Here is a 24,666-nt window from a genome sequence, read left to right as displayed (position 1 = left end):
ACCTAAGCTCGCATCACGGTTAACAACATACCTATCCGTGAGGAGCTTCCTTCGTGTCCTCTGCCGCGACCACAGACCGCTTCGCCGTCCGCGTGTTCGGCGGCCCCACCGCTCTCTTCGAGTACGGCGGCCTTCGCTTCCTGACCGACCCGACCTTCGACGAGCCCGGCGACTACCAGGTGCCGAGCGGCCCGGCCCTCACCAAGACCGCGCCCGCCGCGGGCGCCCCCGCCGACCTCGGCCCCGTGGACGTGGTGCTGCTCTCCCACGACGAGCACGCCGACAACCTCGACGACTCCGGCCGTGCGCTGCTCGCCGAGATCCCGCTCACCCTCACTACCCCCGGCGGCGGCGAGCGCCTCGGCGACAAGGCCAAGGGCATGGTCGACTGGGAGCAGGTCAAGCTGGACCGCCCCGGGGGCGGCACGGTCACGGTGACCGCCGTCCCGGCCGTCCACGGCCCGGCGCCGCGCGAGGAGGTCGAGCCGTTCGCCGGCCAGGTGGTCGGCTTCGTTCTGACCGGTCAGGGACTGCCCACCGTCTACGTCAGCGGCGACAACGCATCGCTCGAACTGGTCGGCCAGATCGCCGAGCGCTTCAGCCCAGTGGACACCGCCGTCCTCTTCGCGGGCGCCCCCCGCTTCCCGATGCTCTTCGACGGCCGACCGATCGTCCTCGACAGCACCCAAGCGGTCGAGGCCACCCGGCTCCTCGACGCGCCCCGCGTGGTGCCCGTCCACTACGACGGCTGGGCCCACTTCACCGAAGGGCGCAGGGAACTCGAAACCGCCTTCGCCGAGGCCGGTCTGACCGACCGCCTGGACTGGGGCAGCCGCGGCTGACCTGGCCGCCGCAGACGATCGCGGCCGACAACAGCGGACGCACCGGCCCGCGCCGCTCGCAGAGGCGGGGCCCGGCGGACCAAGCCGGGCCCCGCGGAGTACACGACCTCACCCACCGAAGGGCCGAGCCCGGCCCGAAACCGACCAAGGGCGAACATGTCCATCGAACGCACCCATCAGTGCGAAACTCGGCCAGACATGGATCGCCCGCGACCACAGGGGCGGATCGGCCACCGCAATGTTCGCGGCAAGGCTGGCAACGCTGCCCAGGATCAGCTCGTCCACGGCAGCAGGTCGCCGCGCCAGCCGTGGGGTGTCGGTCAGCAGCGCCATCGACGAGCGACGATCATGCCGTCCACCGAGCGCGGGAACAGGGCCGCCCGCCACGCCGGTTCACCGTGCCGCTGAGCAAGCTCGAACATGTGGGAGTAGGAGACCACCGCCGCAATCCCGGCGAGTAGCAGCACCGCAGCGATGGTGATCCCACGCGACCACCGAGGCAGCGTCACCGGACGTCGCCCCTCCCGGGTTCCGACGATTGCAGAGCTTCTCGAGCCGAGCCATGAGGCCGCAGTGTCTGCCAGAGCCACCACCGTGGTCTCAGTTCATTGCCGACCATGAGGGTTCATGGACGTATGCAGCCCCAGGTCAGAACCCCGACGAACTCCGGTGAACGAGGTGTGGTCGCTGGCCTAAAGCGGGTGTCGCAAGTTCGAATCCTGCTCGGGCCGCAGGTCAGCGATCGTAGCGTCGGGAGTGATGAGCTCCGGGTCGGTGCGCAGCTCCAGTAGTGCCGGGCCGCCGAAGGCACGTGCACGTTCGAACGCCTCCGGGAACTCCGCCGTCTTCTCGACCACTTCGCCGTATGCCCCGAAAGCGCGAGCGTAGGCCGCGAAGTCGGGGTTCTCAAGGGTCGTGGCCATCGTCCGTCCGGGGTAGTGGCGCTCCTGGTGCATTCGGATAGTGCCGTACATACCGTTATTGACCACCAGGAACACCACGTCGAGGTCGTATTGCACCGCCGTTGCCAACTCCTGGCCGTTCATCAGGAAGCAGCCGTCCCCAGCGAGACAGACAACGCTACGGGTAGCATCCACCAACTTGGCGGCGATTGCGGCAGGAACGCCATACCCCATGGCGCCGCTAGCCGGAGCGAGTTGAGTGCGATACGTGTGGAACGTGTAGCAGCGTTGTGCCCAGACCGTGTAGTTCCCCGCGCCGTTGGTGATTATCGCATCGTCCGGCAGCGTCGTCGCCAGGTGACCGAGGACCGAAGACATGTCGACACCCTGTGACGCGGTATTACCGCGCCGCTGCCAGGCCAGGAACTCTTCGTGCGCCGCGCCTGCCTGGTCCGCCCATGGCGAGGAGTCAACGGGGTCCAGTCTCGCAAGCCCGGCGGCCATCGCCGGCCCGCTCGCCACGATCGCTACATCGGGGTGGTAGACGCGGCCAAGCTCGTCGGGATCGGGATGCGCATGCACCAACGTCTGCGTCGGCTCAGGCGGGCTGAGTAGCGTGTAGCCGGCGGTCGGAACATCGCCAAGGCGGGTACCCACCGCGAGGATGAGATCGCTTCCGCGGACCCGCTGCGCAAGCGACGGGTCGATCCCGATACCCAAGTGACCGGCATAGCTCGGTGAAGTGTTGTCGATGTAGTCTTGGCGACGGAAGGACGCTGCTACAGGGAGCGCGTTGGCCTCGGCGAATGCCTGCAGGTCACGGGCCGCCTGCGACGTCCAGCCCCCACCGCCGACAATAACCAGCGGGCTGCGCGACCGCCTCAGCAACTCGCGTACCCGCTCCAGGTCGCCGGGAGAAGGGCGAGGCTCGACAAGCTCGCGCGGTTCGGCGTCCGCGGCCTCCGTCGACTCGGTGAGTACGTCCTCGGGCAGCGCCAGCACGACCGGTCCCGCCCGTCCGGAGCCGGCCGTGTAAAACGCCCGGTCCACGAGTTCCGGCAACTGGTCGGCGGTATCCACCTCGGCCGCCCACTTGGCCAGCCCGCTATACATTTGCCTGTAGTCGACCTCCTGGAACGCCTCACGCCCTCGCGCGGCCCGCGGTACCTGCCCCACAAACAGGATCATCGGTGTGGAGTCCTGAAAGGCAGTGTGCACGCCTACGCTTGCGTGTGTCGCTCCCGGTCCGCGGGTGACGAAGCAGATACCGGGTCGGCCGGTGAGCTTACCGTAGGTTTCTGCCATGTTCGCGGCACCGGATTCGTGCCGACAGGTGATGACGCGGATCCGCGGCTGCGACTCGTAACAGGCATCTAGGGCCGCAAGATAGCTCTCACCGGGAACGCAGAAGATCGTATCGACCCCGTGCGCGATGAGCGCATCGATCAGGGCCCGAGCCCCGGTCCGGGAAGTGGTCAACTGTCTGGTCCCTTCAGTGGGTAAGTTTCTGACGATCGCTAAGGAGTCACTGACTTCACGAGGACTCATTCGCGTGCGCGATGATCAAGTCCAGTGCATGCTGCACGTGCCTTCGGGTAATTTCTTCTGCACGGTCGCCGTCACGAGCCTCAATCGCCTCAGCGATCCCGCGGTGCTGTCGCTGCGATTCAGCGATGCTTTCCTTGTTATAGAACAAGGCGACCTGCTTGTTGAAATAGTACTGCTGGTTCTTCTCGATTAAGGCCGACAGCCTCTTATTGTGCGCCGACCGCACAATAAGAGTGTGAAACCTGTCATTATGGTCCACCCTCGACTCATTGCCAGGCTCCATAGCATGTGGCCATGAGTTGACAAGTTGGAGTATCTCACGAATTTCATCGTCTGTGGCGCGCTCACACGCTAGTCGTGCGGCGCTTCCTTCGAGGGCCAGCCTTACCTCGTAGATCTCACGAATCTCGCTTATGGTGTGCTCGTAGACCATCCAACGTCGGTGCGTTGACACAATGAGGCCTTCTGCCGCAAGCCGCTGCAGGCTCTCTCTGATCGGGGTACGGCTCACCTGCAAGCGCTCGGCAAGCTCCGCCTCGACGAGGAACTCATTCGGGCGTAGCCGCCCAAGAAGTATCTCCTTCCGCAAGTGCTCATATATCTCGTCTCCTAGCGTGGCGCCGGCAAACTGACCTCGACCAGTAACGGACAATTTACTCACCGTGTCCTCCCGTGACTCTGCGTGCGAAGGCAGTCTCGACGGTATACGACCTCCGCATTGAGTCCGCTCCTCGATCACTGGCGTGCCTGTCCCGCGGAACGCCTGTCCTTGCTGGGCTGCAGGACCAGGAGGCCCAACGCCTCATCGGCGCCTAGCTGTCCTGAGCCTTGTCCGTGCCATCTCTTGTATACTAGGATACAAGCTGGCAAGGTGGCCACTCAAGGCGGCACGGCGTCGCGGGGACGGCCCCGAGAACAAAACTGCAGGCGGGATGTAGGCGGATGGCCAAAAACACCAAGATAAGCGCGATCAAGACCTATCCACTAGAAGTGCCGCTAGATCGCCCTTGGGCGTACTCGCAGTGCTGGCGGCATACGCGCTGGTCGCTATTTGTCCAAGTTAGTACGGAAGATGGTTTCGTAGGGTGGGGCGAGGGGGAATATGCTCCGACTTCCAGCGCTGACGCCATACATTCCCAGTACGCGGACATCTTCCTCGGGCAAGACCCATTCGACGTGAGGGCTCTCTGGGAGAGAGCGTACAACTACACCCGTGATTACGGGCGTACTGGTGTCACAATGATTGCGCTCAGTGCGCTGGAGACGGCCCTCTACGATCTGTGCGGAAAGATACTCGGCGTTTCCGTCTCGACTCTTTTGGGAGGAGGATTCCGTACCCGTGTCCCCGTCTATTTGACGGGCGGCTACCCTCACGATCTTAGTCGCATCGTGGAGGAAGTTGTTGACGAATCAAGACGTAAAGTAGACCAAGGCGCAGGTGCGCTCAAGCTGAAAGTCGGGTTTGGTGTGGATCTCGACACCGAGTTGATCCATGCCGTCCGCAATGCCGTCGGGCCGTCGGTACGGATCATGATGGACGCTAACCGCGCCTACACGGCCGCCGAAGCCATCCAACTCAGCAAGCGGGTGCAGGACTGTCGGATCTATTGGTTCGAGGAGCCTGTGGTACCGGAAGATCTTGAGGGCTACCGCGAGGTGCGAGCCAGGACGGAGATCCCGGTCGCGGGAGGCGAGGAGGAATACACAAGGTGGGGGTTCCGGCGCCTACTTGAATCGGGCGCGGTCGACATCGTGCAGCCCTCGGTGGCGATGGCCGGCGGAGTGGGAGAGTGCCGCAACATCGCGTATCTGGCGTCCGCGTTCAACACGCGATGTGTCCCTCATTCATGGGGACTCGGCATAAACACAGCCGCCACTCTGCAGCTGTTGAGCGCGATGCCGCAATACCCACCTCGTCTGATAGAAGACCCTCCCATGCTGGAGGTCGACTCAAGTGCGAGCAGTCTCCGGGACGAGGCACTCGTAGACGGCCCGGTCATCAAGGACGGATTTGCGTACCTGCCGGAAAATCCGGGGATTGGAGCTGTGGTGAATCAGAGTGCGGTCGAGCGGATAGCCTCGCCGATCAGAGAGAGCTCTCTATAAGGCATGAATCATTGTGCTCATTTAGTGATGGGAATTTCCTCGCGCGCAAGTCAGTAGGTTAGAGGGAGAGAATGACCAAACTATCGGGCCGAGTAGCCCTGATCACGGGTGCTAGTCGAGGCATCGGGCGGGGAGCCGCACTGGCGCTCGCTCGAGAGGGCGCCGACGTAATCATCGATTCCCTCGGAGATGATGAACGCGCGACGGCAGTCGCGGACGAGGTGCGAAGCCTCGGCAGGAAAGCGATCACCGTCGATGCTGACGTCACCGATGTCGACCAGGTGAATCGCCTCATCGAGCGGTCGCTGGAGGCGTTCGGCCAGATCGATATACTTGTCAATAATGCCGGAGGCGGCTTCAATAAGCCTTTCCTGGAAATCACCCCTGAAGATTGGGATGATCACTTCTCGCGGAACGTGCGCAGCGTGTTTCTCTGTAGCCGGGCCGTGCTGCCGCACATGCTGGAACGGCAGTTCGGCCGGATCATAAACGTCAGCTCGCAACTCGCAGTCAAGGGTGGCCACGAACTCGCGCATTATACCGCAGCGAAGGCCGGAGTCATCGCCTTCACGAAGTCGCTAGCCCTGGAATTTGCCGGGACAGGGATCACCGTCAATGCGGTTGCGCCGGGGCGGATACAGACCGAGGAGAAGCCGGGAGCGGCCCGTGTCAGTGAGGAGTGGCTGCAACGCAAGCTGTCCGAGATTCCCTTGCGTCGGTTCGGCGCAGCGGAAGAAGTTGCGCCGACCATGGTTCTGATCGCCTCTTCGCCTGATGGGGACTTCTACACCGGGCAGACCTTTCATCCAAACGGCGGGGATGTAATGCCGTAGTCGCGGCCGTATCGGCTAGTGAGGAGACTGTAAATGGTGGACCTGGTAATCAAGAACGGAACCGTGGTCAGCGGGGGCCGAGAAGAGCAACGTGACATCGGTGTCACCGGCGACCGGATCGAGGCACTCTACCCGGCGGGCAAGGCACCTGGCGCCGCCGAGGTCATCGACGCGTCCGGTTACTATGTGCTGCCAGGATTCGTAGACGCCCACGTGCACACTCGGGCTCCGGCGCGCCCAGACCGGGAAACGTGGCAATCGGCTACGAAGGCAGCCGCCGCCAGCGGTGTGACAACCATTTTGGAAATGCCCACGTCGTCACCGCCTGCGTCAACGCCGGAGGCGGTCCGGAACCGGCGAAGGACGGGCGAGGAAGCATGCTATGTCGACTTCGCGCTCTACGCCGGCGGCGCCGTGGACGGCGACACCGCGAAAGGACTGGCAGACGAAGGAGTCATAGGCTTCAAGGCCTTCTCCCATGGCGTTCCGTCCGGGCGAGAGGCGGAATTCATCGGATTGTGTGCGCCGGATAACGCAAAACTATTTTCTTCGCTGTCCGGTATTGCGCCTACTGGACTTCCCTGCGCGATTCATGCTGAAGACAATCTTCTACTGGAGCAGGGAATCGAGAAGATGCGCCGGGCCGGTAGGAGCGACATTCTGGCGCATGCTGACTCGAGACCTGCATACGTAGAGGCTGCCGCGATCGCGAGTTTGCTCGTCTTCGCTGAGGAGCTGTCTGTTCGACTTCATCTACCTCACGTCTCCTCGTCCTGGGGCGTGAAGCTCGCCATGCAGGCTAAAGAGCGCGGTGTCGACGTATCCGTTGAGACATGCCCGCATTACCTGGTGTTCGATCGAGAGGATATGGAGCGCGCCGGGGTTTACGCGAAGATCAACCCACCGCTGCGGTCGCCTGATGAGCAGCACAGTCTTTGGCGAGCGGTGCACGAGCGAGGCGTAGATATCATCGCCAGCGATCACAGCCCATATCTGCCTGAGGAAAAGCAGGCGGGCGATGTGTGGAGTGCGCCTGCCGGGCATCCTGAGCTCGATGCGGCATTTCCGGCCATCCTGAGCAAGGTGGCTGATGGCCTGCTGAGCTACAGCCACGCGGTCGAACTGCTCGCAACAAACCCTGCGCGAACCTTTGGTCTGACGCACAAGGGTTCGATCGATCCGGGCAAGGACGCAGACCTCGTCCTCCTGGATCCGTCCATCGAGTGGACATTCCGCAAGAATGAAGGCTTCGTACTGACGCGAGATAACTATCGCCTGTACGACGATTTTCCCATGAAAGGCCGGATCGTACAGACGCTGTGCCGCGGAAGAACTGTCTACGCGGACGGAAAGATTACCGGCCATGAAGGATACGGCCGGTTTACCGCACCAACGTAGTACCTAATCTATCCGGGGGCTTGGCTTTTAACATCATCGGGGAGATGGGCTTTTAGCGAGAAGGAGTACACGAATATGGCGAGCTCGCAAGAGCCGATTGCGTCACACCGGAGACCCTTGACGGATAGCACTTCCGAAACAAGGCAGTCTGCAAGCGAATACGATCCTTACCATCTCACCCCAGAAGGGATCAAAGAGCCGCCGCAGGGATTGCGCTCCAGCCTTCGTTATCTCGGACCCGGCCTAATTCTGAGCGCCTCGATCGTGGGCTCGGGCGAACTGGTCGTCACCACCACACTCGGCGCCGAAGCCGGTTTCGCCCTGCTGTGGCTGGTGATCATCAGCACTCTGGTCAAGGTAGCAGTGCAGGTGGAACTGGCTCGCTGGACGATTTCGACCGGCCAGCCGGCACTCACCGGTTATAACAAGGTCCCGCCTAAATTGGGGCGTATAGGCTGGATCAACCTGGTGTGGATCTGCCTGGCCCTGCCGAAGCAACTGCTGCTCGGGGGTATCGTCGGCGGCGTGGCTATTGCGTGCAGCCTGCTGTTCCCTATCGCCGGGCCTCCTTTGGGGTTCGCCTCGACTTCGATCTGGACCGGCATCATCGTCGTCTTCACCATCGGGCTGTTGTACTCCAACCGCTACCGAATGGTCGAGCTGGGCTCGGTCGCCTTGGTGGTTACCTTCGCGGCCTTGACTATTGCGCTTGCTGTTGGACTGCCTTTCACTCCGTTCGCATACAGCGCCGACGACGTGCTCAGCGGTCTCAGCTTCCAGATCCCAGCGGGCGCCCTGGGAGCGGCTGTCGCCATGTTCGGTATCACGGGTGTGGGAGCGGATGAGATCACCTACTACACCTATTGGTGCGCCGAGAAGGGGTACGCCCGCTGGGCAGGGCCGCCTGACGGTAGCGAAGAGTGGGCGCGGCGCGCCAATGGGTGGATCAAGGTCATGCAGAAGGACGCTTGGCTTTCCTGGGCCGTCTACACCTTCAGCACGTTCGCGTTCTACCTGATGGGCGCCTCTGTACTGCATCCTCAAGGCCTTGTGCCCGGGGGAAGCAACGAGATGATCACGACGCTGTCGCACATTTACACGGACGTCCTCGGCGAATGGGCGAGTATTGGATTCCTGATTGCCGCTATCGCGGTACTTATGTCCACGCTCTTCGCGAACCTGCCCAGCTGGTCGCGGATGTACACCAATTTTTTGGCCATCGTGGGCGTCTTCGACTGGAAGCACACTCAGACCCGGACGCGGTGGATCCGCATCTTCACCGTGGCACTGCCGATCCTCTGGGGTGCCATGTACCTGTTCATTCAGGCTCCAGTCCTGATGATCCAAATCGCGGGTATCCTGACCGGTGTCCTGCTAATGGCCATCGTCGTAGCCGTTTGGTATCTGCGCCGTGTCGAGATTGATCACCGGCTGCGTGGCGGTAGCCTGTTCAGCGTGAGCCTGGTCGTCAGCAGCATCGCCATCTTGGTTCTCGGTGCATATTCAGTACTCGAAGTCTTTGGCTTTACGCTCGCGTGATCCAACTCCCTCGGCCTGCCCGAGATGGAATGCACACCTGGAAGGCGTGAAGGTTTGGAAGAGCTCCACCGGAGACAAGCAAAGCCTTCTGAGACAAGAACGTAGTAAATGGAGGCCACGTAAAGTGGTACAGAGTCGTTGCCCGCAATCGCCGGATCGTGTAATCGTCGACATTCCCGACGCTGATGCGCGCGCAGTCGAGTCTGCTGCGGCTGAGGCTCGGAGCGTAGGCCGTGAGTGGTACAGAGCCGGCGCGCCTGCCCGTGCGGAGGCGCTCGCGGCGGCGGCGGAAAAGCTCGCAGCGGCCAGTGAAGAACTGACTCGGCTGATGATCGACGAGGTCGGCAAGCCAGCCACCGAGGCGCGCGGTGAGGCGGCGCGGTCGGTTGCGATCATGCGGTATTTCGCCCAGCAAGCGTTCGAGCCTGACGGGGAGACGCTGCCGCCGGCGGGTCCGCGAACGTTGTTGTACAGCCGGCGGCGCCCGCACGGCGTCGCCGGTCTGATCACGCCGTGGAACTTCCCGGCTGCGATCCCCCTGTGGAAGGCTGCTCCAGCACTCGCGTACGGCAACGCCGTGCTGCTGAAGCCTGCGCCCGAGGCTACGGCTGTGGCGCTGCGTTTGGCCGAACTGCTTGGCGAGGCGCTTCCCTCCGGCCTGTTCCGCGTTGTTCCCGGCGGCGGCGAGACCGGCCGAGCCGTCGTCGGGGCCGCCGACTGCGTCTCGTTCACCGGCTCTGCCGAGGCCGGTCACGCGGTCGCCATGGCAGCGACGCATCGCTCCCTCCCGATTCAAGCGGAGATGGGTGGGCTGAACGCCTCGATCGTGCTGCCGGACGCCGACCTCGAGAATGCCGCGCCGTCGGTGGCGGCTGCGGCGATGGGGTACGCAGGACAGAAGTGCACGGCAACCAGCCGTGTAATCGTGGTGGGCGACGAGACTCGGCAATCGCAGGTCCGAGAGGCCCTGGCCGCAGCCGTGGAGTGCATGCGCGTCGGCGACCCTGCCGAGGACACCACCGCTGTCGGGCCTTTGATCCTGGAGGAGGCCCGCGACGCTGTGGTCGCCGCGGCCGACGGTGCGCGTTCCGACGGGGCGCGGGTGCTGACCGGTGGCGGCCGAGAGGACCGATTCGGCTGGTACGCCCAGCCGACGCTCGTCGCGGACGTGCCCGCGGACAATCGGCTCGTCAACGAAGAGGTTTTTGGCCCGATCTGCGCGATCCAGACGGCTCGTGACATCGGCCAGGCGATTCAACTGAACAATGCGGTCCGCTATGGCCTCGTCACCTCTGTCTACTCCAATGATTTGAACGTGGCCTTCGACGCGCTTGACGAGATCGACACCGGGCTCGTCCGCGTCAACGCTCCGACCTCTGGGGTTGACTTTTGGGCGCCTTTCGGTGGGGAGAAGGCCTCTAGCTACGGTCCCCGTGAGCAGGGCAAGGCCGCACAGAACTTCTACACAACGACTCAAACGCTGACGGTCGGACCTAACTAGGCAGTGCTTTTGAAATGGCTGCGGGGCGGAGTGGTGCTCTGGAATGCCCGGTTGACGTGGTCCGAGGCCATGAGCCCACCGACGCCGAGTGGGCCCTGCTCGCCCCGCTCATGCCCGCCGCCCCCCACAAGGGCGGGCGGTGGGCCGACCACCGCCGCATCACCAACGCGATCCCGCTTGCGCACCGGAACCGGCCTCGGCTGGCGGAACCTGCCCGAGCGCTACGGCCCCTGGGAGAGCGCCGCCGGCCGACACCGCCGCTGGTCGCTGGAGGGCACCTGGACCCGCACCACCGGTCGTCCGCGCACCCGCCCCGACCGGCTGCCGGGCGACAATGCCTACTCCTCGGCCGCGATCCGCATCCACCCGGCCCGCCGCAGCATCACAGCCACCATCGCCCAACCGGCCGACCAGCGCGCCGACCGCAAACGCAAAGGATCGGCGGGCGGCATACCCCCGGCCTTCGACCGGGGCGCCCACCGCGGCCGCGACACCGTCGAGCGCTCCATCAACCGCCCGAGCACAACCGGGGCGGTCGCGACCGGATACGACAAGACAGCCGCGATCTTCGACGGAACCGTCCAGGTCGCCTCCGTCCGCATCCGGCTCCGCGACCCCACCCGTTCAAAAAAACTGCCTAGTCGTGCCAGGTATTCAGTGATCGGGAGACCTCGGAAGCGCCCGAGATCACCTCTTCACGGATCATGGAGGCGCGCTTCTCGTCGATCCGGTAATGCGGGCCCGCGACACTGAGCGCGGCGACCACCTTGTTCGCGACCGTGATCGGTGCGGCCACGGCCCAGACGTCCTCGTCGACCTCCGCCGAACTCTGCGACCACCCTTGCGAGGTGATGACGGGGAGTTCCGCCAGCACCGCATCCCGGTCGTACTGCGGCGGCTTCGACTTCAGCCGGTCGAAGTAGCGTGCCGCCCATTCCTTGCCCATTCCCGCGAGGAGGGCCTTGGGGCCGGCCCCTTGGTGCAGGCTCATGATCTGGCCGGGTTGGAACGACAGGCGGATGGAGCGGTCCGCCTGGGATATCTCGGTACACGTGGCGAAATCGCCGACGCGCCGGATGACGAGCGCGGTCTCCCCGGTCACCGAGGACAGCCGCTCGACCAGCGGACGCAGGAGATGCGACATCCGCATGGTCCGTTCGGCGTTCTCGGCGAGCGCCAAGACCCTCGGTGAGAGCACGTAGGTGCTACCGTCGTCCTCCTCCACGAGGTCCAGCTCCCGGAGGAGCGAGACGAAGCGGTAGGCGGACGGGGTCGAGATACCGACACCGCGCGCGATTTCCTCCATGGTGAGCCTCGGGGACTGCCCGGAGAACAGCAGCAGGACTTTCAGGGCTCGCCTGGCGCTGTCCACGCCCGGAGTGCGCCCTCGCACCTCCGCCACTTCGTCCTTCTCCTCTCTCGAAGCATCTGGCGTACGCACCACACGCGGTTCTCGGCAGCGCGCCTCGTTCCGCGTGCGGCGGGCCGGGCACCGCAGATCGTCGGATTTCGCCCCGCCCGCACTCCGGTGCGGGCGGCGGATCAGGCGGAGTACGTGCCGACGAGGCGGTTCTGCTCGATGATGCTGTCGGCGTAGGTGGCGAGGAACTCTTCCCTCGTGGGTTCGCCCTCGACCGCCGTACTCAGAGCGTAGACCCAGAAGTAGTAGTGGTGCGTGCCATGATTGGGCGGCGGCTGGGGGCCGGTGTAGGCTCTCTTGCCGATCCCGTTGGGACCTTCCCGGTGACCGCGTTCGCCCTCGGTACTGTCCAGCCAGGTCGTGGAGGGGTCGATGCCGTAGACGACCCAGTGGACGAACCCGCGCGGCAGCGGAGCGTCGGGGTCATGGACGATCACCGCGAGTTCCACTGTGCCGTCCGGGACACCGGTGATCTTCAGGTCGGGAGCGGTGTCGCCGTGATCGGCGGCGTGCGCATCCGGGATCCGCTCACCGGACGCGAACTGGCGGGCCGAGATTGTGAGGTCGCGGATGTTCAGCGGCATTCTTCGTCCTCCGTGTGCTGTGTGTTCCTGTGTGGTGGGCGAGGCGGGATGTGTCGGCCGGTTCACATCACCGCCTGGACCATCCGGGTGATTTCGCCGGCGACCACCTCGGGGTTCTCCTCCGGTATGTAGTGGTCGGCCTCCGGCACCTCGACGGCGCGGAAGTCCGGGCGCAGCCGCCTTGTGGCGGCGAACGCCTCGTCCGAGACGATCCGGCTCCGCTCGCCGCGGACCAGTACCACCGGGACCGTGATGTCACGTGCCTCCGCCGCGAAGTCGCACCGCAGACCCTGGACTGTGCGCACCATCGCCGCGGGGTCGGCGAGTGCGCGGAAGCCGTCGCCCTCCCTGACATAGCCGTAGGCGATCCGGCGCCGGAGGGCGTCGACGGGCATGAGCGGGTAACGGCGCCGCAGGTAGTCTTCGATCTCGGCCTCCGAGTCGAACCGCCGGTCTCCGCCGCGCACACGGGCTTCGAGGTCGTCCAATACATGCGGTTCGACGTAGGGGGTGTAGTCGACGGCGACCACGCCCACCACCGACTCGGGGTGCTGTCTTCCGAGCACCACCGCGTTCCGGGCGCCCAGCGAGTGTCCGCAGACGACCACCGGGCCGCAGTCGAGTTCCGCGATGAGTGCGAGGACGTCGGAGCAGTAGTCAGAGACGCCGTACCCCTCAGCGGGCTTGTCGCTGCGGCCGTGCCCGCGCTGGTCGACCGCTATGGTCCGAACCCGGTCGCCGATCCGGTCCGCGACCGGATCCCACACGCCCAGGCTGGCGGTCGTGCCGTGCAGGAGGACCACGGTCGGGCCCGTCCCCTTGTCGCGAAAGCACAGGCCGATCCGGCCGGAGCGGGTGTGCTGCAGATCTGCGGTCATTACGGCGCCGACTCAGACCGGCTTGATCTCGGACAGGGCCTTGCGGACGGTGACCAGGCCGCGGAGGATGTCGGCGCGTTTTGCCGCGACATCGCCCTCGCCGTACGGGTACATGCCGTCCTCCGTCTTCATGCCGAGCCTGTTCTGCTCGGTCAGTTCCCGTACCAGCGGCGAGATCCCCGACTCCTTCGACAGGTCCGGGTTGAGATAGCTCGACACCGACGTGTAGATGTCGAGGCCGGCCATGTCGAGCAGCCGCATGGGGCCGATGACCGCCAGCTTGTAGCCGATCCCCCACTTCACACAGGTGTCCAGGTCCTCCTGGGTGGCCACCCCCTGTTCGAGCAGCGAGAGGCACTCCCGCATGATCGCGTAGAGCACGCGGTTCTCGATGAACCCGGGAATCTCCTTCTCCACGACGGCCTCGTAGCCGAAAGCCCTGACGATCTCCACCAGTGCGGTCTCGACCTCGGTACTGGTCTGATCGCCCCTGATCACCTCGATCATCGGGATCAGGTGGGGCGGGTTGGACCAGTGCATGCCGATGAAGCGCTCGGGGTGGGCCATGGACGCGGCCATGTCCGTGATCGGGATCCCCGAGGTGTTCGTCGCGATGACCACGTCTGTCGCGACGGCGGCCTCGATCTGCGCGAGGACGCTCTTCTTCAGCTCGATCGTCTCCGGAACCGCTTCGATGACGAAGTCGGCGCCGTCAAGCGCCGCGGTGAGATCTAGCTCGTATGACACCGAGCCGCCGGGCACCGTTGGGATCTGCAGTTGGTCGAGAACGGCCGAGGCGCCGGAGCAGGCGGTCTCGGCGCGTGTCAAGGCCTCCTCGCTGATGTCGTTGAGGCGGACTGTGGAGCCGTAGCGCGCCAGCAGCGCGGCGATGCCTGGGCCCATGGTGCCCGATCCGATGACGGCGCTGGTCTTGGGGATGGTCATGGCGGTCTCCTCCTCGTGCTTGGGGCGGTCCGTATGCCGCGGTTCGCAGCGGGCCGGCTCAGTCGCGGAACTCGCGGGCCTCTCGCTCCTCAAGGGCGCTGAGCTTGCGGTTGAAGTACATCCAGTAGTTGCTCCTGGCCCGCTCGGGGTAGATGACCCGGTGCTTCTCGATGGTCTCCGCCGCGCCGGGCGGGTCGTGGGCGAGCCCGGACGCCGCGAGGGCCAACTGCGCCTTGGCGGCCTTCTCCAGGAAGATCCCCGAGAGCGCGGCCTCCTTGACGTTCCTCCCGACGAAGGCAACCCCGTGGTTGGCCAGCAGGACCGCCTCGGCCTCGCCCAGCGTCTGCGCCACCGATGCCCCGAGCGGCTGGGTGGTGATGATGTGGCTCGTCTCCGTGAAGCGCGGGACCCCGTGATCGGCGAACCACACCGCGTGGTTGACGTAGGGGGCGATTTCGGCGGTCGTCGCGCTGAACACGGTCGAGTGGAACGGGTGGGAGTGGCCGACCACGTTGACCTCAGGACGGGCGAGCATGATCTCGGTGTGCAGGGGCCACTCCAGGTGCCGCAGCCCCTGGCCTTCGAGGACGTTGCCGTCGAAGTCGATCAGGATGAAGTCCCGGCCCGTGACCTCCTCCAGGCCGAGGTTGCCCTGCTTGAGCCAGAGACCGCGGCCGTGGGGGTCGCGGTAGGAGAGGTGGCCCATCGACATGTCGCCGTGCCCCTCCATCTCCAGGATCCGATGCGCCCTGGCGAGTTCGTGCAACACGTTGGCGATGGACTCGTCCTGGGAGTACAGGGTGTCACTGCTGGCCATGTTTCGGACCTTTCCTCGGTGGGAGTGCGGGGGTTCTTCCGGAGCGGCGGGCACCGTCAGGTCCGGGCCGCGACACGCGTCTCGGCCGCGCTGAGGCCGCCGACGCGGTGATGGACACGGCCGCCGGTCGCGACGGCGACGCAGATGAGCAGTTCGTCGGGCCGCGGCGCGTCGGACACCGTGAGCGTCACCGCGTCGTAGTGCGAGCGGACATAGATCTCGTCCTTGAACGCGAGCGGGATGTCGAGGGGCGTCCCGGCCGAGGCGGTCTTGGTCGCCGACGAGATCCACGCCGCGCCTCCGCCCACGGCCTCGCGCAGAGCGTTGCCGAAGGTGGTGGTGATACAGGCGACGACATGCTCCTGCTCGCCGTTGACCCCGGCGATGCCGCCCTTGCCGTAGCTCTGGACCTCGCGGCCGCCCAGCAGAGCGACGGCCCGTCGGCCGAGCTCCGTGCCGAGTGCGGCGCTGGGGTCCGTCAGCGCGGACAGGTCCTGGACGTAGCCACCCGCGAAGGGATTCTTGACCACGACCCCGCAGGCGGCCTTGAACAGCGGTTCTCCCGCCTTCGGCCCATTCTCATGGGTCGTCTCCTCGACCATGCCCACCCAGCGGCGGACCTGGTAGCTGTCGTCGACAGCGGTCCGAGCGGCCATTCTCACCTCTCCATTCGGCTGGCGTCGGCGTGCCGTAGCAAAGACGTGGGGTCGTACACCGCGGCCTCCAGGTTCTCGGGGCCGAACTGGTTGCCCTCCGCCATCCCGCGGGTCGCGGCGTAGTCGGCCGAGCGCTGCTGGCAGCGGTCGGTGATCGGCCGCTCACGGCGCTCCCACTCCTCCAGCGCGTGCTCGAATCCGGCGTGAAGGGCCCCGGTCGCTGCCTCGGCGAGGGTGTAGGCGTTGGCCATCGCCGTGCCGGCGCCCTGGGCCAGCGCCGGGCACATGGCGTGCGCGGAGTCCCCCACGAGCGCCACCCGTCCGCGCGTCCACCGCTGCAGGACCGTGGTCTGGTAGCCGTAGTACCTGGCGTCCTCGGCCACGGCCGCGGACTTGAGCACCGGTGTCAGCTCCGGGAAGGCCGACGTCCACAGGTCCAGGTCGACGGGGGTCCGGCTGCCCTGCTCATCGGAGCGGGGCGCGCCAAGGGCGATGTAGAGTTCCCGCTCGTTGCAGGGCACATACAGCACGCGCAGGTAGCGCGGCTCCAGGTTCCAGAAGTCGATGACGTTGTCCCACTCGCCCGGGCCCAGCTCATCCTTGTGGCGCGGGACGAGGAAGCGGATGATGCCGTCTCCGGACTTCCAGCGTTCCTGTTCGAACCCGATGGAGTCGCGCACCTTGGACCGGACCCCGTCGGCGCCCACCACGAGGTCGGCCGTGCGCGTCTCGCCCGAGGCGAGGGTGATCGAGCCCGCCGGGTCGGCGGATACGACCTCCGAGCCGCTGCGGATCTCCACTCCGGCTTCCAGTGCAGCGCTGAGGAGGCTCCGGTGCAGATGCGGGCGGGTCATCGTGCGCCAGGGGAGGCCGTCGAAGTGCTCATGCGAGACGGGGGAGCCGTGGACCCGCGTCTCGTAGTAGGGCGGGGTCATCGAGTCCGACATGGCCTCGGTGTAGGCGCCGATCGCTTCGAGCACCTTGATGCTGTTGTGCCACAGGACGATCCCCGCGCCCTGTTCCCGCAGATCCTCGCCCTTCTCGTGGACGCATACCGTCCATCCGCGCCGTGCCAGGGCGGTGGCCGCGGTCAGTCCGGCGAAGCCCGCTCCCGCGACCTCGGCATGGCGGCCGTTGTTGCTCGTGGTCAATGTCATCGGCCTTTCGCATCGTCTTTGGGTGCTTCTGAGCGCTCAGCGTCCGCCTGATCAGTTCTCGGCGTGGTAGGAGTCCGTGAACGTCGGGTCGTGGACGTCGTCGGCGCTGATCGGACCACCCTCAAGGACGCCCTGCTCGGCGAGGATGTCGATGGTGGAGTTCCACATCTCCTCGTCCATCGCTCCAAGGCCGTTCTCCTCGGTCACGTCGCTGGTGAACGAGTGGTCGATGTCGGCCTGCAGTTGGCGCTCGAACAGGTCGGCGTTGTCCGCCTGCTCCGGTGCGGACTCGGCGAGGATCCGCGCGGTCTCCTCCGGGTTCTCGGCGACGTACTCGAACGCGCGCAGGTAGGCGTTGGTGAACCGCTGGACGAGGTCGCCGTCCTCCTCGATCACCTCGTCGTTGGTGACCAGGCCGGAGCCGTAGGCGTCGTAGCCGACGTCCGCGCCTTGGAGAATGCTCAGCGAGCCTTCGCCGCCGGCCGCGTCCTCCAGCAGGGGCACCTCGGCGTCGATGTAGCAGACGACCGAGTCGACCTGCTTCTCGATCAGGTAGTTCTCATACGGCGGGGTCACCGTGACCTCTTCGATCCGGTCGCGGTCGAGTCCGTTGGCGGCGGCCAGTGCTTCGTAGAAGATGTAGGTGGAGCCGCCCGGGTGCACCCCCACGGTCAACCCGAGGAGGTCCTCCGCCGAGTCGAGTTCCACGTTGTCGGACAGCGAGCACATTCCCAGCGGAGAGATCTGGTTGACAGCGGCGAGCGCCTGCACGGGGACGCCCTGGGAGCGCGCGGTCACCAGAGAGGGCAGGTCGGCGAAGCCGAAGTCGGCCCGGCCGCTTCCGATGATCCGCAGCGCGTCGGGCGATCCGGATCCGAGGGTGATCTCCTCGATCTCGATTCTCTCGTCCTCGAAGTACCCCAGCTCCTGGGCGACGTAGAACATCCCGTGGTTTCCGCGGAGCTGGTAATCAAGTTGAACGTTGACGGTGTCCGTATCCGACTCGCCGCCGGAGCCGCACGCGGCGGCGAAGAGAAGAAGGGCGGATCCGGCGAACGCGGCAGACTTCCTCGAATTGGGCATGGTGTGCTCCATGAAAGATGGGAAGAGCGCTGCCCGGAGGTCACTGGTCGTCGGTGGCTATATGCGGGAACTTCCGCGCCAAGACGAATTCGATCAGCGACATTCCGTAGTAAAGGGCCAGGCCGAGCAGCGATACGAGTATGAGCGCGGAGAACATCAGCGGGGTGTCGAGCTGTGTTGACGCGAATTGGATGAGATAGCCCAGTCCGTCGGATGCGCCGGCGAACTCGGCGACGACCGCGCCGATAACGGACAGGGTGATCGCGATCCGCATCCCGGCGAAGAGATAGGGCAGCGAGGTCGGTATCTGGATTCTGGTGAGAATCTGGTTTCTGGTGGCCCCTACGGACCTCATGAGCAGCAGCAGGTCCTGGTCGATGCTTCGGAGCCCGACAAGCATGTTGAGCGTGATCGGGAAGAAGGAGATGACGACGACCAGCAGCAGCTTGGGCGTGAGTTCGTAGCCGAACCAGAGAATGAAGATGGGGGCCAGGGCGACCTTGGGGACGACCTGGAACAGGACGATGAGCGGGTATACCGCGCGGTGCAGCCGGCCGAACCGTGCGAGCAGGACGGCCAGCAGGATTCCGACCGCGACGCTGATGAGGAAACCGTAGACGATCTCCTGGGTGGTGACCCAGGTGGCGGTGAGCAGGAGCTCCCGCGAGTCCCAGGTTTCCGCGGCGATCTCGCTCGGTTTGGCGATGACGAAATCCGATACGCCGAATACTTCGACGACCAGTTCCCACAGGACGATGATGCCGACCAGGACCAGTGCGCTCGGCCACGTGCGGGAGAGCCACTTCAGGAGTCCGCCTCCGGAGCGGTGGCCGGGGTCGACGGCGGAGGGCCGCGTGGTTTCGGTTGTGGCCGCCATTTTCAGACCACCGCTTTCGGTTCGAGGAGTTCCCGAAGCCTTCTGGCGTACTCGGTAAAGGCATGGTCGTCGAAGACCTCGCGGGTCCGCGGCCGCTCCAGGGCGATTTCCATCGTCTCGATGATGCGGCCGGGGTTGACACCCATAACATGCACAGTGTCCGACAGGAAGATCGCTTCGCTGATCGAGTGCGTGACGAAGATGATGGTCTTCCCGGTCTCCGCCCAGATCTCGGCGAGCTTCTCGTTCATCTCGTCGCGGGTGATGGCGTCGAGCGCACCGAACGGCTCGTCCATGAGCAGAATGGCCGGGTCCATCGCCAGTGCCCGAGCAATGGAGACACGCTGCGCCATTCCGCCTGACAGTTGGTGCGGCAGCTTGTCCCTGGCACCGTCCAGGCCGACGAGTTTGAGCACGTGTTCGGCGGCCTCGGTCGACTCGGCGGAATTGCGCTTTCCGGTGGCGATGTGCCGCAGCATGCTTGCGTTCTGCAGGGCGGTCTTCCAGGGAAGGAGGGCCGGCCGCTGCGGTACGAGGCCGATCTGCCGTTCCCTGACGGCGTCCGCGGGCGGCCGCCCACCGATGGAGACATCGCCCGAGGTCGGGGAGAGAAGGCCACCCAGGATCTTGAGCAGCGTGCTCTTGCCGCAGCCCGAAGGGCCGAGCAGCGTGACGAAACTTCCTGGCGCGACGGTGATGTCGAGGCTGTCGAGGACAGTCTGGCCGGCGCCTTTACCACCGAAGCGCATGCTGATGCCATGCGCGGATATCAATCGCGATTCCATGCGGCCGGTCCTCCCAGTGGCGAGGGGGCATACCGAAGAGCTGCAACTCCCGATTTTCACTCTCTAATAACCGCTTATTAGATGGAAAGATAGTAGGAGCCGCGATCTTGGGGTGTCAATAGGTCCTGGAGGCAAAAGTCCTGGTCGTGACGCCTCCGTTGCATGGAGGCTCGGCACGCCCCGCAGCGCCGTGGTCACCCGGACCCGGGCCAGCAGCACCATCGCGCCGTCGCAATCGCCCACATTGGCCGGGCTGATGCAGGCGGCACCTGGCTACGGCAGACGACTTCGATGCCGGTATGGCAGCGCCTCTACCGGTCGGCACGGTTCGACACCGCATCGATGAGCACCGTGCCGGCCGCTGTCGCCGACGCGTGAATACCGGCTCTGGCGCGGATTCGGTGAAGCCTGGCTCTTCTCCGATCAGGCGGCGAGCAGCACGCGCTTGCGCAGCAGGTCCGGGTTGGCGCGCCCATACATCTGCCGCTTCAGCATCTTGAGCCGGTTGACGTGGCCTTCGACCACGCCGGAGCTGTGCGGCAGCGTCAGCCCGGCCACGACGGCGTCCCAGTCGCGGCCCAGACCGCGGACGAAGGAGTCGAGTTCGGGGATCTGCTCGCCCCGGGCCGCATTCATCCACTCGTCCAGCCGGTGGCCCTGCCGGTGGGCCAGCAGCTCCTCGGCTGTGGTGGCGCGGGCGAAGCGGCGCACCGTGTTGCGGGCCAGATGGAGTTCCTCGACGATCTCGGTGATGGTGCGCCCCTGAGCCAGCAGGTTGTGGACCTGTCGGTGGCGCCGGCGGGTGCGCTCGGCCAGCGGCCCCTGCCTGATTCCGGGAGACTCGGCCGGCGGTGTTGTCGGTGCCGGTTCGGGCGTGGTGCGGGGCAAGTCCCGGCGGTGGCGGGCGACGGCGCGCTCCACGGCCGCGGCGAGGTTCTGCCACAGGTGGAACCGATCGGCGCCCGCAGGCGGACTCGTCACAGAAGAACCGGCGGACGCCCAGATGGATCAGCACCTCCTGGCCGGAGACGGGGTATCGGCCAGGCGGCGGACATAGCGGCTATGCGTGTGGCGTGACGGGGTGGCACAGGCCGGGCAGGCGGCGTCTTCGGCGTCGGAGATGTCCACTACTCGGGGACGCCCGACGGCGGACGGCCACCGGGTGTCCGGTCGCCGGTCAGGCGGCGGCCCCGCGCGTTATTCCCGGGGAACCCGCAGGTCGGCGGGGACGCCGGCGGTCTTCTCCCGCTGGGCGAGCTCGGGAAGGTCGCCGTCCGGTACAGGGCGTTCGAGCCGGTCGGCGAGGCCCAGCAGGGCACCTTGGCGCACGGTGGGGCTCCGTTCGGGTGGTCGGTGGCCGATCAGGCGTTGAGGGTGATGGCGGCGTGTCCGGTGGTGGTCGCCTCGCCGTCGGCGTTCTCGGTCCAGATGCGGAGGTCCATCCGGCCGCCGCCGGTGGATTCCACCAGGGCCTTGCAGGTCAGCGGAGTGTTCCGGTAGTCCATCCGCCGGTACCGCACACTGAGGGAGGTGAGGCGCCCGTGGCCGCCGATCCATTCGGTGACGAGCCGCCCCAGCAGCGCGGTCTTGAACAGACCGTGCAGGGAGAGTTCGGGGTGCCCGAGCCGGCGGGCGAACTCCAGGTCGTAGTGCATCTCGTAGAAGTCCCCTGATGCACCGGCGTAGCGCACGATGTCGCGCAGCGTCGGCTCCAGCCGCAACGGGGGGATCTCGGTTCCAGAGGTGATCGCGTGGTCGGTCATCGGCGCAGCCTCACTCCGGTGTGCCGGACGACGACTTCACCGCTGTCGTCGGTGAAGTCGGTGACGAAGGTGAGCAGGGCGAAGCGCCCCGAGCGCCCGTGCTTCTCGTCGACCTCGGTGAGCAGGGGCGAGGAGTGCAGAGTCTGGCCGACCCGGAGGGGCCGCGCCCCCTCGAAGGAGTCCTCCCCGTTGAGCCAGCCGGTCCCGTAGTGGGCGGCCGCCGGCAGCGAGGGAGGTTCGTCCAGGTAGCAGGCGACGAAGGTCAACGGAGCCTCGTCGCTGCGGGGCGCGCCGATCGCGTCGAGGTAGGAGTACAGGTGGCGGCGCTCGACCTTGGTGGTCCGGACCGCTCCGCGCCAGCCCACGGCCGCGTGCAGGGCCTCGATCCCGGTTGTGGTCATGTTCGGTCCTCCGCTCGTTCCCCGGCCAGCCACTCCCTGGCCTCAGGGGTGCCCTCGTCCAGGGCCTCGGCGATGTCGTGCAGGAAGGTGCGGTCGCCGTGGTGCTCCAGTTCGTTCAGGACGGCGGCCGGGTCGCCCTTCTCGATCACCTCGAGAAGTCGTCGGTGGCGCTGCACGTCCTCGGCCATCGTCTCGGCCCGCTGCGCCCGCGCCCGCCGGTTGAGCGCCATGCACAGCAGCATCTGCAGCTGCAGCGACCGGTAGGCGTCCTCCAGACGGCGGTGACCGGACAGGCCGATCACCGAGACGTGGAATTCGAACGCCGCCTCGGAGAGCTCGGCGCGCTCACCGGCATCGGCCGCGGCCGCCATCCGGTCGAGGGCGGAGCGGCAGCGCGGCAGGCGCGAGGGGTCGCGGACCGGCACGGCCAGCCCGATGGCCATGCGCTCCAGTTCACGGCGCAGGGTGACGATCTCGTAGACGTCGTGCAGCGTCAGAGGGGTGACGACCGCGCCGCGGTGCGGGGTCTGGCGGATGAGGCCTTCGAGCTCCAGGACCCGCAGGGCCTCGCGCAGCGGGGGCCGACTGATGCCCAGCTCCTTGGTGAGCTGGTTCTCGACCACCCGGTCACCGGGGAGCAGGTCGCCGCCGATGATCATCCTGCGCAGTGCCTGCGCGGCGAGTTCGACCATGCTCGGCGGCTTCACGATCCGCGCGGCGGTCCTGGGGGTTCCCGTCGACTCGACGGCTGCCATGGCTCTCCCTGCCTCGTCGGTACCGGTTCCCGGTGAACCGGCTCACAACGGATTGTGGCCCATGCCTTGCCGTTTGTCTATTGACTGTTGTAGACAATAGATCGCACGAGCTCATGTGCCCTCCATCACTTATCGGAGTGATGGAGGACACCCGGAACGAAGGGAGGACATCATGCCGCCGCGCTCCGGCACGCATGGGTCCCCTGCCCCTCCCCTGGACGGCGTCAAGGTCATCGAGATCGGCGCGTTCATGGCCGCGCCGTTCGCCACGATGCAGCTGGCCGACCTGGGAGCCGACGTCGTCAAGATCGAGAACCCCGAGGGCGGTGACGCCGTCCGCGCCATCGGGCCGTTCCTGGACGGGCACAGCTCCCCGTTCATCCGGCTGAACCGAGGCAAGCGCTCGATCGCCGTGGACCTCAAGACGACCGAGGGCATCGACCTGGTCCGCAGGCTGCTCGACGACGCCGACGTCCTGGTGGAGAACCTGCGGCCGGGCGCGATGTCCCGACTCGGGCTGGGCTACGCCGATCTCGCGCGGAGCCACCCCTTGCTGGTGTACGCATCGGCCTCCGGATGGGGCCAGGACGGCCCACTCACGGGTCTGCCGGGGCTGGACATCATGGCCCAGGCCCGCTCCGGCCTGATGAGCATCACCGGCTCACCCGGCGGCGACCCCGTCAAGGTGGGCGTGCCGATCTGCGACCTGGTCTGCGGCCTGTACGTGGCCATGGGTGTGCTCGCCGCCCTCCAGGCTCGTCAGACCACCGGCCGGGGCCAGCACGTCGACGTCTCCCTGCTGGAGTCCGGTGTCTCCTTCACCATCTGGGAGGCGGCCAAGTTCTGGGCCACGGGCGAGATCGGGCGGCCGAACGGATCGGCGCACCAGAGCACCGCTCCGTACCAGGCACTTCGCACGGCGGACGGCTGGATCACGGTCGGGGCCGTCAGTCCCAAGACATGGCGCGGCTTCTGCGAGGCCCTGGAACTCACCGACCTGCTGGCCGACCCGCGCTTCGCCGACGCCCATGACCGCCACGGGCTGCGTCACGAACTCATCCCCGCCATCGAACGCACCACCATGCGCCGTTCCACGGCGGAACTGACCGAGGCGCTGGACGCGGCCGGCGTCCCGTGCGCCCCCATCAACGGCACCGGTCAGGTATACACGGACGACCACCTGGGCAAACGCGGATTCTTCTGGGACGCCGAGCATCCCGATCTCGGAGCGGTGCGCCAGATCGGCTCGCCCATGCGGCTGTCCGAAACCCCGGCGCGGCACGGCCCCGCCGGGCCCGTGCTCGGCGCCGACACCACCGACCTGCTCGCCGATGCCGGACTCACCTCGGAGGAGATCGCCGATCTGCTGAGGCGCGGCATCGCCGGCTCTCCTTCCGGCGCCCCCGGCCGCTGACCGGCCCTCACCTCCGACCGGACCCCCTTCCCCGATCCGCACCCCCCTTTCCCGGAGGCCCCCATGCCCATCGAACTCGCCCCAGGCGTCACCGGCACCATGACCCGCACCGTGGAGAAGGAGCACTGCACCACCCGCGGCGAACACGACATCCTCTCAACCCCCAACCTGGTGCTCTTCCTCGAAGAAGCGGCCATCGAGGTCCTCAGCGGCCACATCGGCGACCACCAGAGCAGCGTCGGCGCCTCGGTCGACATCGCGCACACCGCCCCCACGCTGCGGGGCCAGACCGTCTCCATCACCGCTGCGGTGACCGAGGTGGACCGCCGCCGGGTCGCCTTCGAGATCACCGCCGACGACGGTGTCGACGGCATCGCGTCCGGCAGGCACGAACGCTTCATCGTCGACCTCGACAGGTTCGGCGCCCGATTGGACGCCAAGCGCGACGCGCTCCGCTGACCC

Annotated in this window: 27 protein-coding genes and 1 pseudogene; 9 read left to right on the top strand and 19 right to left on the bottom strand. The window is 66.2% G+C overall.

Annotation, left to right across the window (positions count from 1 at the left end):
• Window positions 1–53 precede the first annotated feature (53 nt).
• Window positions 54–842, top strand: a complete 789-nt coding sequence (locus HDA32_RS02780; RefSeq protein ID WP_179641674.1) for an MBL fold metallo-hydrolase — start codon at window positions 54–56, stop codon at window positions 840–842.
• Window positions 843–950: 108 nt separating this feature from the next.
• On the opposite strand, the gene HDA32_RS02775 is transcribed toward HDA32_RS02780, so the two are convergent.
• The 4 genes from HDA32_RS02775 to HDA32_RS02765 all read right to left on the bottom strand — a co-directional run bounded on the left by HDA32_RS02775 (window position 951) and on the right by HDA32_RS02765 (window position 3,953).
• Window positions 951–1,175 (bottom strand): hypothetical protein, encoded by a 225-nt coding sequence (locus HDA32_RS02775; protein ID WP_281370362.1) that lies wholly within the window; start codon window positions 1,173–1,175, stop codon window positions 951–953.
• Window positions 1,163–1,351, bottom strand: coding sequence for a DUF2637 domain-containing protein (locus HDA32_RS31290; RefSeq protein WP_312863010.1), 189 nt, complete (start codon window positions 1,349–1,351; stop codon window positions 1,163–1,165). The genes HDA32_RS02775 and HDA32_RS31290 overlap by 13 nt, the downstream gene beginning before the upstream one ends.
• A gap of 183 nt (window positions 1,352–1,534) precedes the next feature.
• The gene (locus HDA32_RS02770; RefSeq protein ID WP_246334211.1) at window positions 1,535–3,223 is read right to left on the bottom strand and encodes a thiamine pyrophosphate-binding protein; all 1,689 of its coding nucleotides are present in this window, start codon (window positions 3,221–3,223) and stop codon (window positions 1,535–1,537) included.
• Between the two features lie 55 nt (window positions 3,224–3,278).
• Window positions 3,279–3,953, bottom strand: a complete 675-nt coding sequence (locus HDA32_RS02765; protein WP_179641672.1) for a GntR family transcriptional regulator — start codon at window positions 3,951–3,953, stop codon at window positions 3,279–3,281.
• Between the two features lie 281 nt (window positions 3,954–4,234).
• On the opposite strand from HDA32_RS02765, the gene HDA32_RS02760 reads away from it, so the two are divergent.
• From HDA32_RS02760 to HDA32_RS02735, 6 genes and pseudogenes are all read left to right on the top strand, one after another.
• A complete protein-coding gene (locus HDA32_RS02760; RefSeq protein WP_179641671.1) occupies window positions 4,235–5,398 on the top strand; it encodes a mandelate racemase/muconate lactonizing enzyme family protein in 1,164 nt (387 codons plus the stop codon).
• A 71-nt stretch (window positions 5,399–5,469) separates the two neighbouring features.
• Window positions 5,470–6,231 (top strand): SDR family NAD(P)-dependent oxidoreductase, encoded by a 762-nt coding sequence (locus HDA32_RS02755; RefSeq protein WP_179641670.1) that lies wholly within the window; start codon window positions 5,470–5,472, stop codon window positions 6,229–6,231.
• Between the two features lie 33 nt (window positions 6,232–6,264).
• Window positions 6,265–7,629 (top strand): dihydroorotase, encoded by a 1,365-nt coding sequence (locus tag HDA32_RS02750; RefSeq protein WP_179641669.1) that lies wholly within the window; start codon window positions 6,265–6,267, stop codon window positions 7,627–7,629.
• A gap of 117 nt (window positions 7,630–7,746) precedes the next feature.
• Window positions 7,747–9,168: an Nramp family divalent metal transporter gene (locus HDA32_RS02745; RefSeq protein ID WP_218882302.1), complete on the top strand. Its 1,422-nt coding sequence runs from the start codon at window positions 7,747–7,749 to the stop codon at window positions 9,166–9,168.
• Between the two features lie 124 nt (window positions 9,169–9,292).
• Complete coding sequence (locus tag HDA32_RS02740; RefSeq protein ID WP_179641667.1) at window positions 9,293–10,669, top strand: aldehyde dehydrogenase family protein; 1,377 nt, start codon at window positions 9,293–9,295, stop codon at window positions 10,667–10,669.
• A gap of 110 nt (window positions 10,670–10,779) precedes the next feature.
• A pseudogene (locus tag HDA32_RS02735) lies at window positions 10,780–11,281 on the top strand (transposase); the annotation flags it as partial.
• A gap of 25 nt (window positions 11,282–11,306) precedes the next feature.
• On the opposite strand, the gene HDA32_RS02730 reads toward HDA32_RS02735, so the two are convergent.
• The 15 genes from HDA32_RS02730 to HDA32_RS02665 all read right to left on the bottom strand — a co-directional run bounded on the left by HDA32_RS02730 (window position 11,307) and on the right by HDA32_RS02665 (window position 22,790).
• Window positions 11,307–12,071, bottom strand: coding sequence for an IclR family transcriptional regulator (locus tag HDA32_RS02730; RefSeq protein WP_218882301.1), 765 nt, complete (start codon window positions 12,069–12,071; stop codon window positions 11,307–11,309).
• A gap of 140 nt (window positions 12,072–12,211) precedes the next feature.
• Complete coding sequence (locus tag HDA32_RS02725; RefSeq protein ID WP_179641666.1) at window positions 12,212–12,673, bottom strand: YbhB/YbcL family Raf kinase inhibitor-like protein; 462 nt, start codon at window positions 12,671–12,673, stop codon at window positions 12,212–12,214.
• A gap of 62 nt (window positions 12,674–12,735) precedes the next feature.
• A complete protein-coding gene (locus HDA32_RS02720) occupies window positions 12,736–13,551 on the bottom strand; it encodes an alpha/beta fold hydrolase (RefSeq protein ID WP_179641665.1) in 816 nt (271 codons plus the stop codon).
• Between the two features lie 12 nt (window positions 13,552–13,563).
• Window positions 13,564–14,496, bottom strand: coding sequence for a 3-hydroxyacyl-CoA dehydrogenase NAD-binding domain-containing protein (locus HDA32_RS02715; protein WP_179641664.1), 933 nt, complete (start codon window positions 14,494–14,496; stop codon window positions 13,564–13,566).
• A 58-nt stretch (window positions 14,497–14,554) separates the two neighbouring features.
• Complete coding sequence (locus HDA32_RS02710; RefSeq protein ID WP_179641663.1) at window positions 14,555–15,313, bottom strand: class II aldolase/adducin family protein; 759 nt, start codon at window positions 15,311–15,313, stop codon at window positions 14,555–14,557.
• Window positions 15,314–15,369: 56 nt separating this feature from the next.
• Window positions 15,370–15,969 carry an amino acid synthesis family protein gene (locus tag HDA32_RS02705; RefSeq protein WP_179641662.1) on the bottom strand — a complete coding sequence of 200 codons (600 nt, stop codon included), beginning with the start codon at window positions 15,967–15,969 and terminating at the stop codon, window positions 15,370–15,372.
• 2 nt (window positions 15,970–15,971) lie between these two features.
• Window positions 15,972–17,126 (bottom strand): FAD-dependent oxidoreductase, encoded by a 1,155-nt coding sequence (locus HDA32_RS02700; RefSeq protein ID WP_179641661.1) that lies wholly within the window; start codon window positions 17,124–17,126, stop codon window positions 15,972–15,974.
• A gap of 51 nt (window positions 17,127–17,177) precedes the next feature.
• Window positions 17,178–18,209 carry an ABC transporter substrate-binding protein gene (locus HDA32_RS02695; RefSeq protein ID WP_218882300.1) on the bottom strand — a complete coding sequence of 344 codons (1,032 nt, stop codon included), beginning with the start codon at window positions 18,207–18,209 and terminating at the stop codon, window positions 17,178–17,180.
• A gap of 40 nt (window positions 18,210–18,249) precedes the next feature.
• Entirely contained in the window at window positions 18,250–19,086 is an 837-nt protein-coding gene (locus HDA32_RS02690; RefSeq protein ID WP_179641659.1) for an ABC transporter permease, read from the bottom strand.
• Between the two features lie 2 nt (window positions 19,087–19,088).
• Window positions 19,089–19,871: an ABC transporter ATP-binding protein gene (locus HDA32_RS02685; protein WP_218882299.1), complete on the bottom strand. Its 783-nt coding sequence runs from the start codon at window positions 19,869–19,871 to the stop codon at window positions 19,089–19,091.
• A 423-nt stretch (window positions 19,872–20,294) separates the two neighbouring features.
• Window positions 20,295–20,852, bottom strand: a complete 558-nt coding sequence (locus HDA32_RS02680; RefSeq protein WP_179641658.1) for a transposase — start codon at window positions 20,850–20,852, stop codon at window positions 20,295–20,297.
• A gap of 216 nt (window positions 20,853–21,068) precedes the next feature.
• Window positions 21,069–21,200, bottom strand: coding sequence for a hypothetical protein (locus HDA32_RS31285; protein ID WP_281370361.1), 132 nt, complete (start codon window positions 21,198–21,200; stop codon window positions 21,069–21,071).
• Window positions 21,201–21,232: 32 nt separating this feature from the next.
• Window positions 21,233–21,634 (bottom strand): MaoC/PaaZ C-terminal domain-containing protein, encoded by a 402-nt coding sequence (locus tag HDA32_RS02675; RefSeq protein WP_179641657.1) that lies wholly within the window; start codon window positions 21,632–21,634, stop codon window positions 21,233–21,235.
• Complete coding sequence (locus HDA32_RS02670) at window positions 21,631–22,035, bottom strand: FAS1-like dehydratase domain-containing protein (RefSeq protein WP_179641656.1); 405 nt, start codon at window positions 22,033–22,035, stop codon at window positions 21,631–21,633. The genes HDA32_RS02675 and HDA32_RS02670 overlap by 4 nt, the downstream gene beginning before the upstream one ends.
• Window positions 22,032–22,790 (bottom strand): GntR family transcriptional regulator, encoded by a 759-nt coding sequence (locus HDA32_RS02665; protein WP_179641655.1) that lies wholly within the window; start codon window positions 22,788–22,790, stop codon window positions 22,032–22,034. Before HDA32_RS02665 ends, HDA32_RS02670 begins: the two co-directional genes overlap by 4 nt.
• Before the next feature lie 172 nt (window positions 22,791–22,962).
• Here HDA32_RS02665 and HDA32_RS02660 point away from each other — a divergent pair, with 172 nt between their 5' ends.
• Complete coding sequence (locus HDA32_RS02660; RefSeq protein ID WP_179641654.1) at window positions 22,963–24,204, top strand: CaiB/BaiF CoA transferase family protein; 1,242 nt, start codon at window positions 22,963–22,965, stop codon at window positions 24,202–24,204.
• Window positions 24,205–24,267: 63 nt separating this feature from the next.
• Window positions 24,268–24,663: a thioesterase family protein gene (locus tag HDA32_RS02655; RefSeq protein WP_179641653.1), complete on the top strand. Its 396-nt coding sequence runs from the start codon at window positions 24,268–24,270 to the stop codon at window positions 24,661–24,663.
• Window positions 24,664–24,666 lie beyond the last annotated feature (3 nt).

The organism is Spinactinospora alkalitolerans (genome assembly GCF_013408795.1).
In the GTDB taxonomy this organism is placed as follows: domain Bacteria; phylum Actinomycetota; class Actinomycetes; order Streptosporangiales; family Streptosporangiaceae; genus Spinactinospora; species Spinactinospora alkalitolerans.
The sequence above is the reverse complement of the archived record's forward strand: the minus strand, read 5'-3'. Positions and strand labels throughout refer to the sequence as shown.

Excerpts from the sequence above, each read along its gene's own strand:
- HDA32_RS02705 (WP_179641662.1), bottom strand. The coding sequence starts at position 15,969 with ATGGCCGCTCGGACCGCTGTCGACGACAGCTACCAGGTCCGCCGCTGG.
- HDA32_RS02675 (WP_179641657.1), bottom strand. The coding sequence starts at position 21,634 with ATGACCGACCACGCGATCACCTCTGGAACCGAGATCCCCCCGTTGCGG.
- HDA32_RS02710 (WP_179641663.1), bottom strand. The coding sequence starts at position 15,313 with ATGGCCAGCAGTGACACCCTGTACTCCCAGGACGAGTCCATCGCCAAC.
- HDA32_RS02665 (WP_179641655.1), bottom strand. The coding sequence starts at position 22,790 with ATGGCAGCCGTCGAGTCGACGGGAACCCCCAGGACCGCCGCGCGGATC.
- HDA32_RS02670 (WP_179641656.1), bottom strand. The coding sequence starts at position 22,035 with ATGACCACAACCGGGATCGAGGCCCTGCACGCGGCCGTGGGCTGGCGC.
- HDA32_RS02750 (WP_179641669.1), top strand. The coding sequence starts at position 6,265 with ATGGTGGACCTGGTAATCAAGAACGGAACCGTGGTCAGCGGGGGCCGA.
- HDA32_RS02690 (WP_179641659.1), bottom strand. The coding sequence starts at position 19,086 with ATGGCGGCCACAACCGAAACCACGCGGCCCTCCGCCGTCGACCCCGGC.
- HDA32_RS02695 (WP_218882300.1), bottom strand. The coding sequence starts at position 18,209 with ATGCCCAATTCGAGGAAGTCTGCCGCGTTCGCCGGATCCGCCCTTCTT.
- HDA32_RS02715 (WP_179641664.1), bottom strand. The coding sequence starts at position 14,496 with ATGACCATCCCCAAGACCAGCGCCGTCATCGGATCGGGCACCATGGGC.
- HDA32_RS02725 (WP_179641666.1), bottom strand. The coding sequence starts at position 12,673 with ATGCCGCTGAACATCCGCGACCTCACAATCTCGGCCCGCCAGTTCGCG.
- HDA32_RS02655 (WP_179641653.1), top strand. The coding sequence starts at position 24,268 with ATGCCCATCGAACTCGCCCCAGGCGTCACCGGCACCATGACCCGCACC.
- HDA32_RS02660 (WP_179641654.1), top strand. The coding sequence starts at position 22,963 with ATGCCGCCGCGCTCCGGCACGCATGGGTCCCCTGCCCCTCCCCTGGAC.
- HDA32_RS02760 (WP_179641671.1), top strand. The coding sequence starts at position 4,235 with ATGGCCAAAAACACCAAGATAAGCGCGATCAAGACCTATCCACTAGAA.
- HDA32_RS02685 (WP_218882299.1), bottom strand. The coding sequence starts at position 19,871 with ATGGAATCGCGATTGATATCCGCGCATGGCATCAGCATGCGCTTCGGT.
- HDA32_RS02720 (WP_179641665.1), bottom strand. The coding sequence starts at position 13,551 with ATGACCGCAGATCTGCAGCACACCCGCTCCGGCCGGATCGGCCTGTGC.
- HDA32_RS02775 (WP_281370362.1), bottom strand. The coding sequence starts at position 1,175 with ATGGCGCTGCTGACCGACACCCCACGGCTGGCGCGGCGACCTGCTGCC.
- HDA32_RS02755 (WP_179641670.1), top strand. The coding sequence starts at position 5,470 with ATGACCAAACTATCGGGCCGAGTAGCCCTGATCACGGGTGCTAGTCGA.
- HDA32_RS02700 (WP_179641661.1), bottom strand. The coding sequence starts at position 17,126 with ATGACATTGACCACGAGCAACAACGGCCGCCATGCCGAGGTCGCGGGA.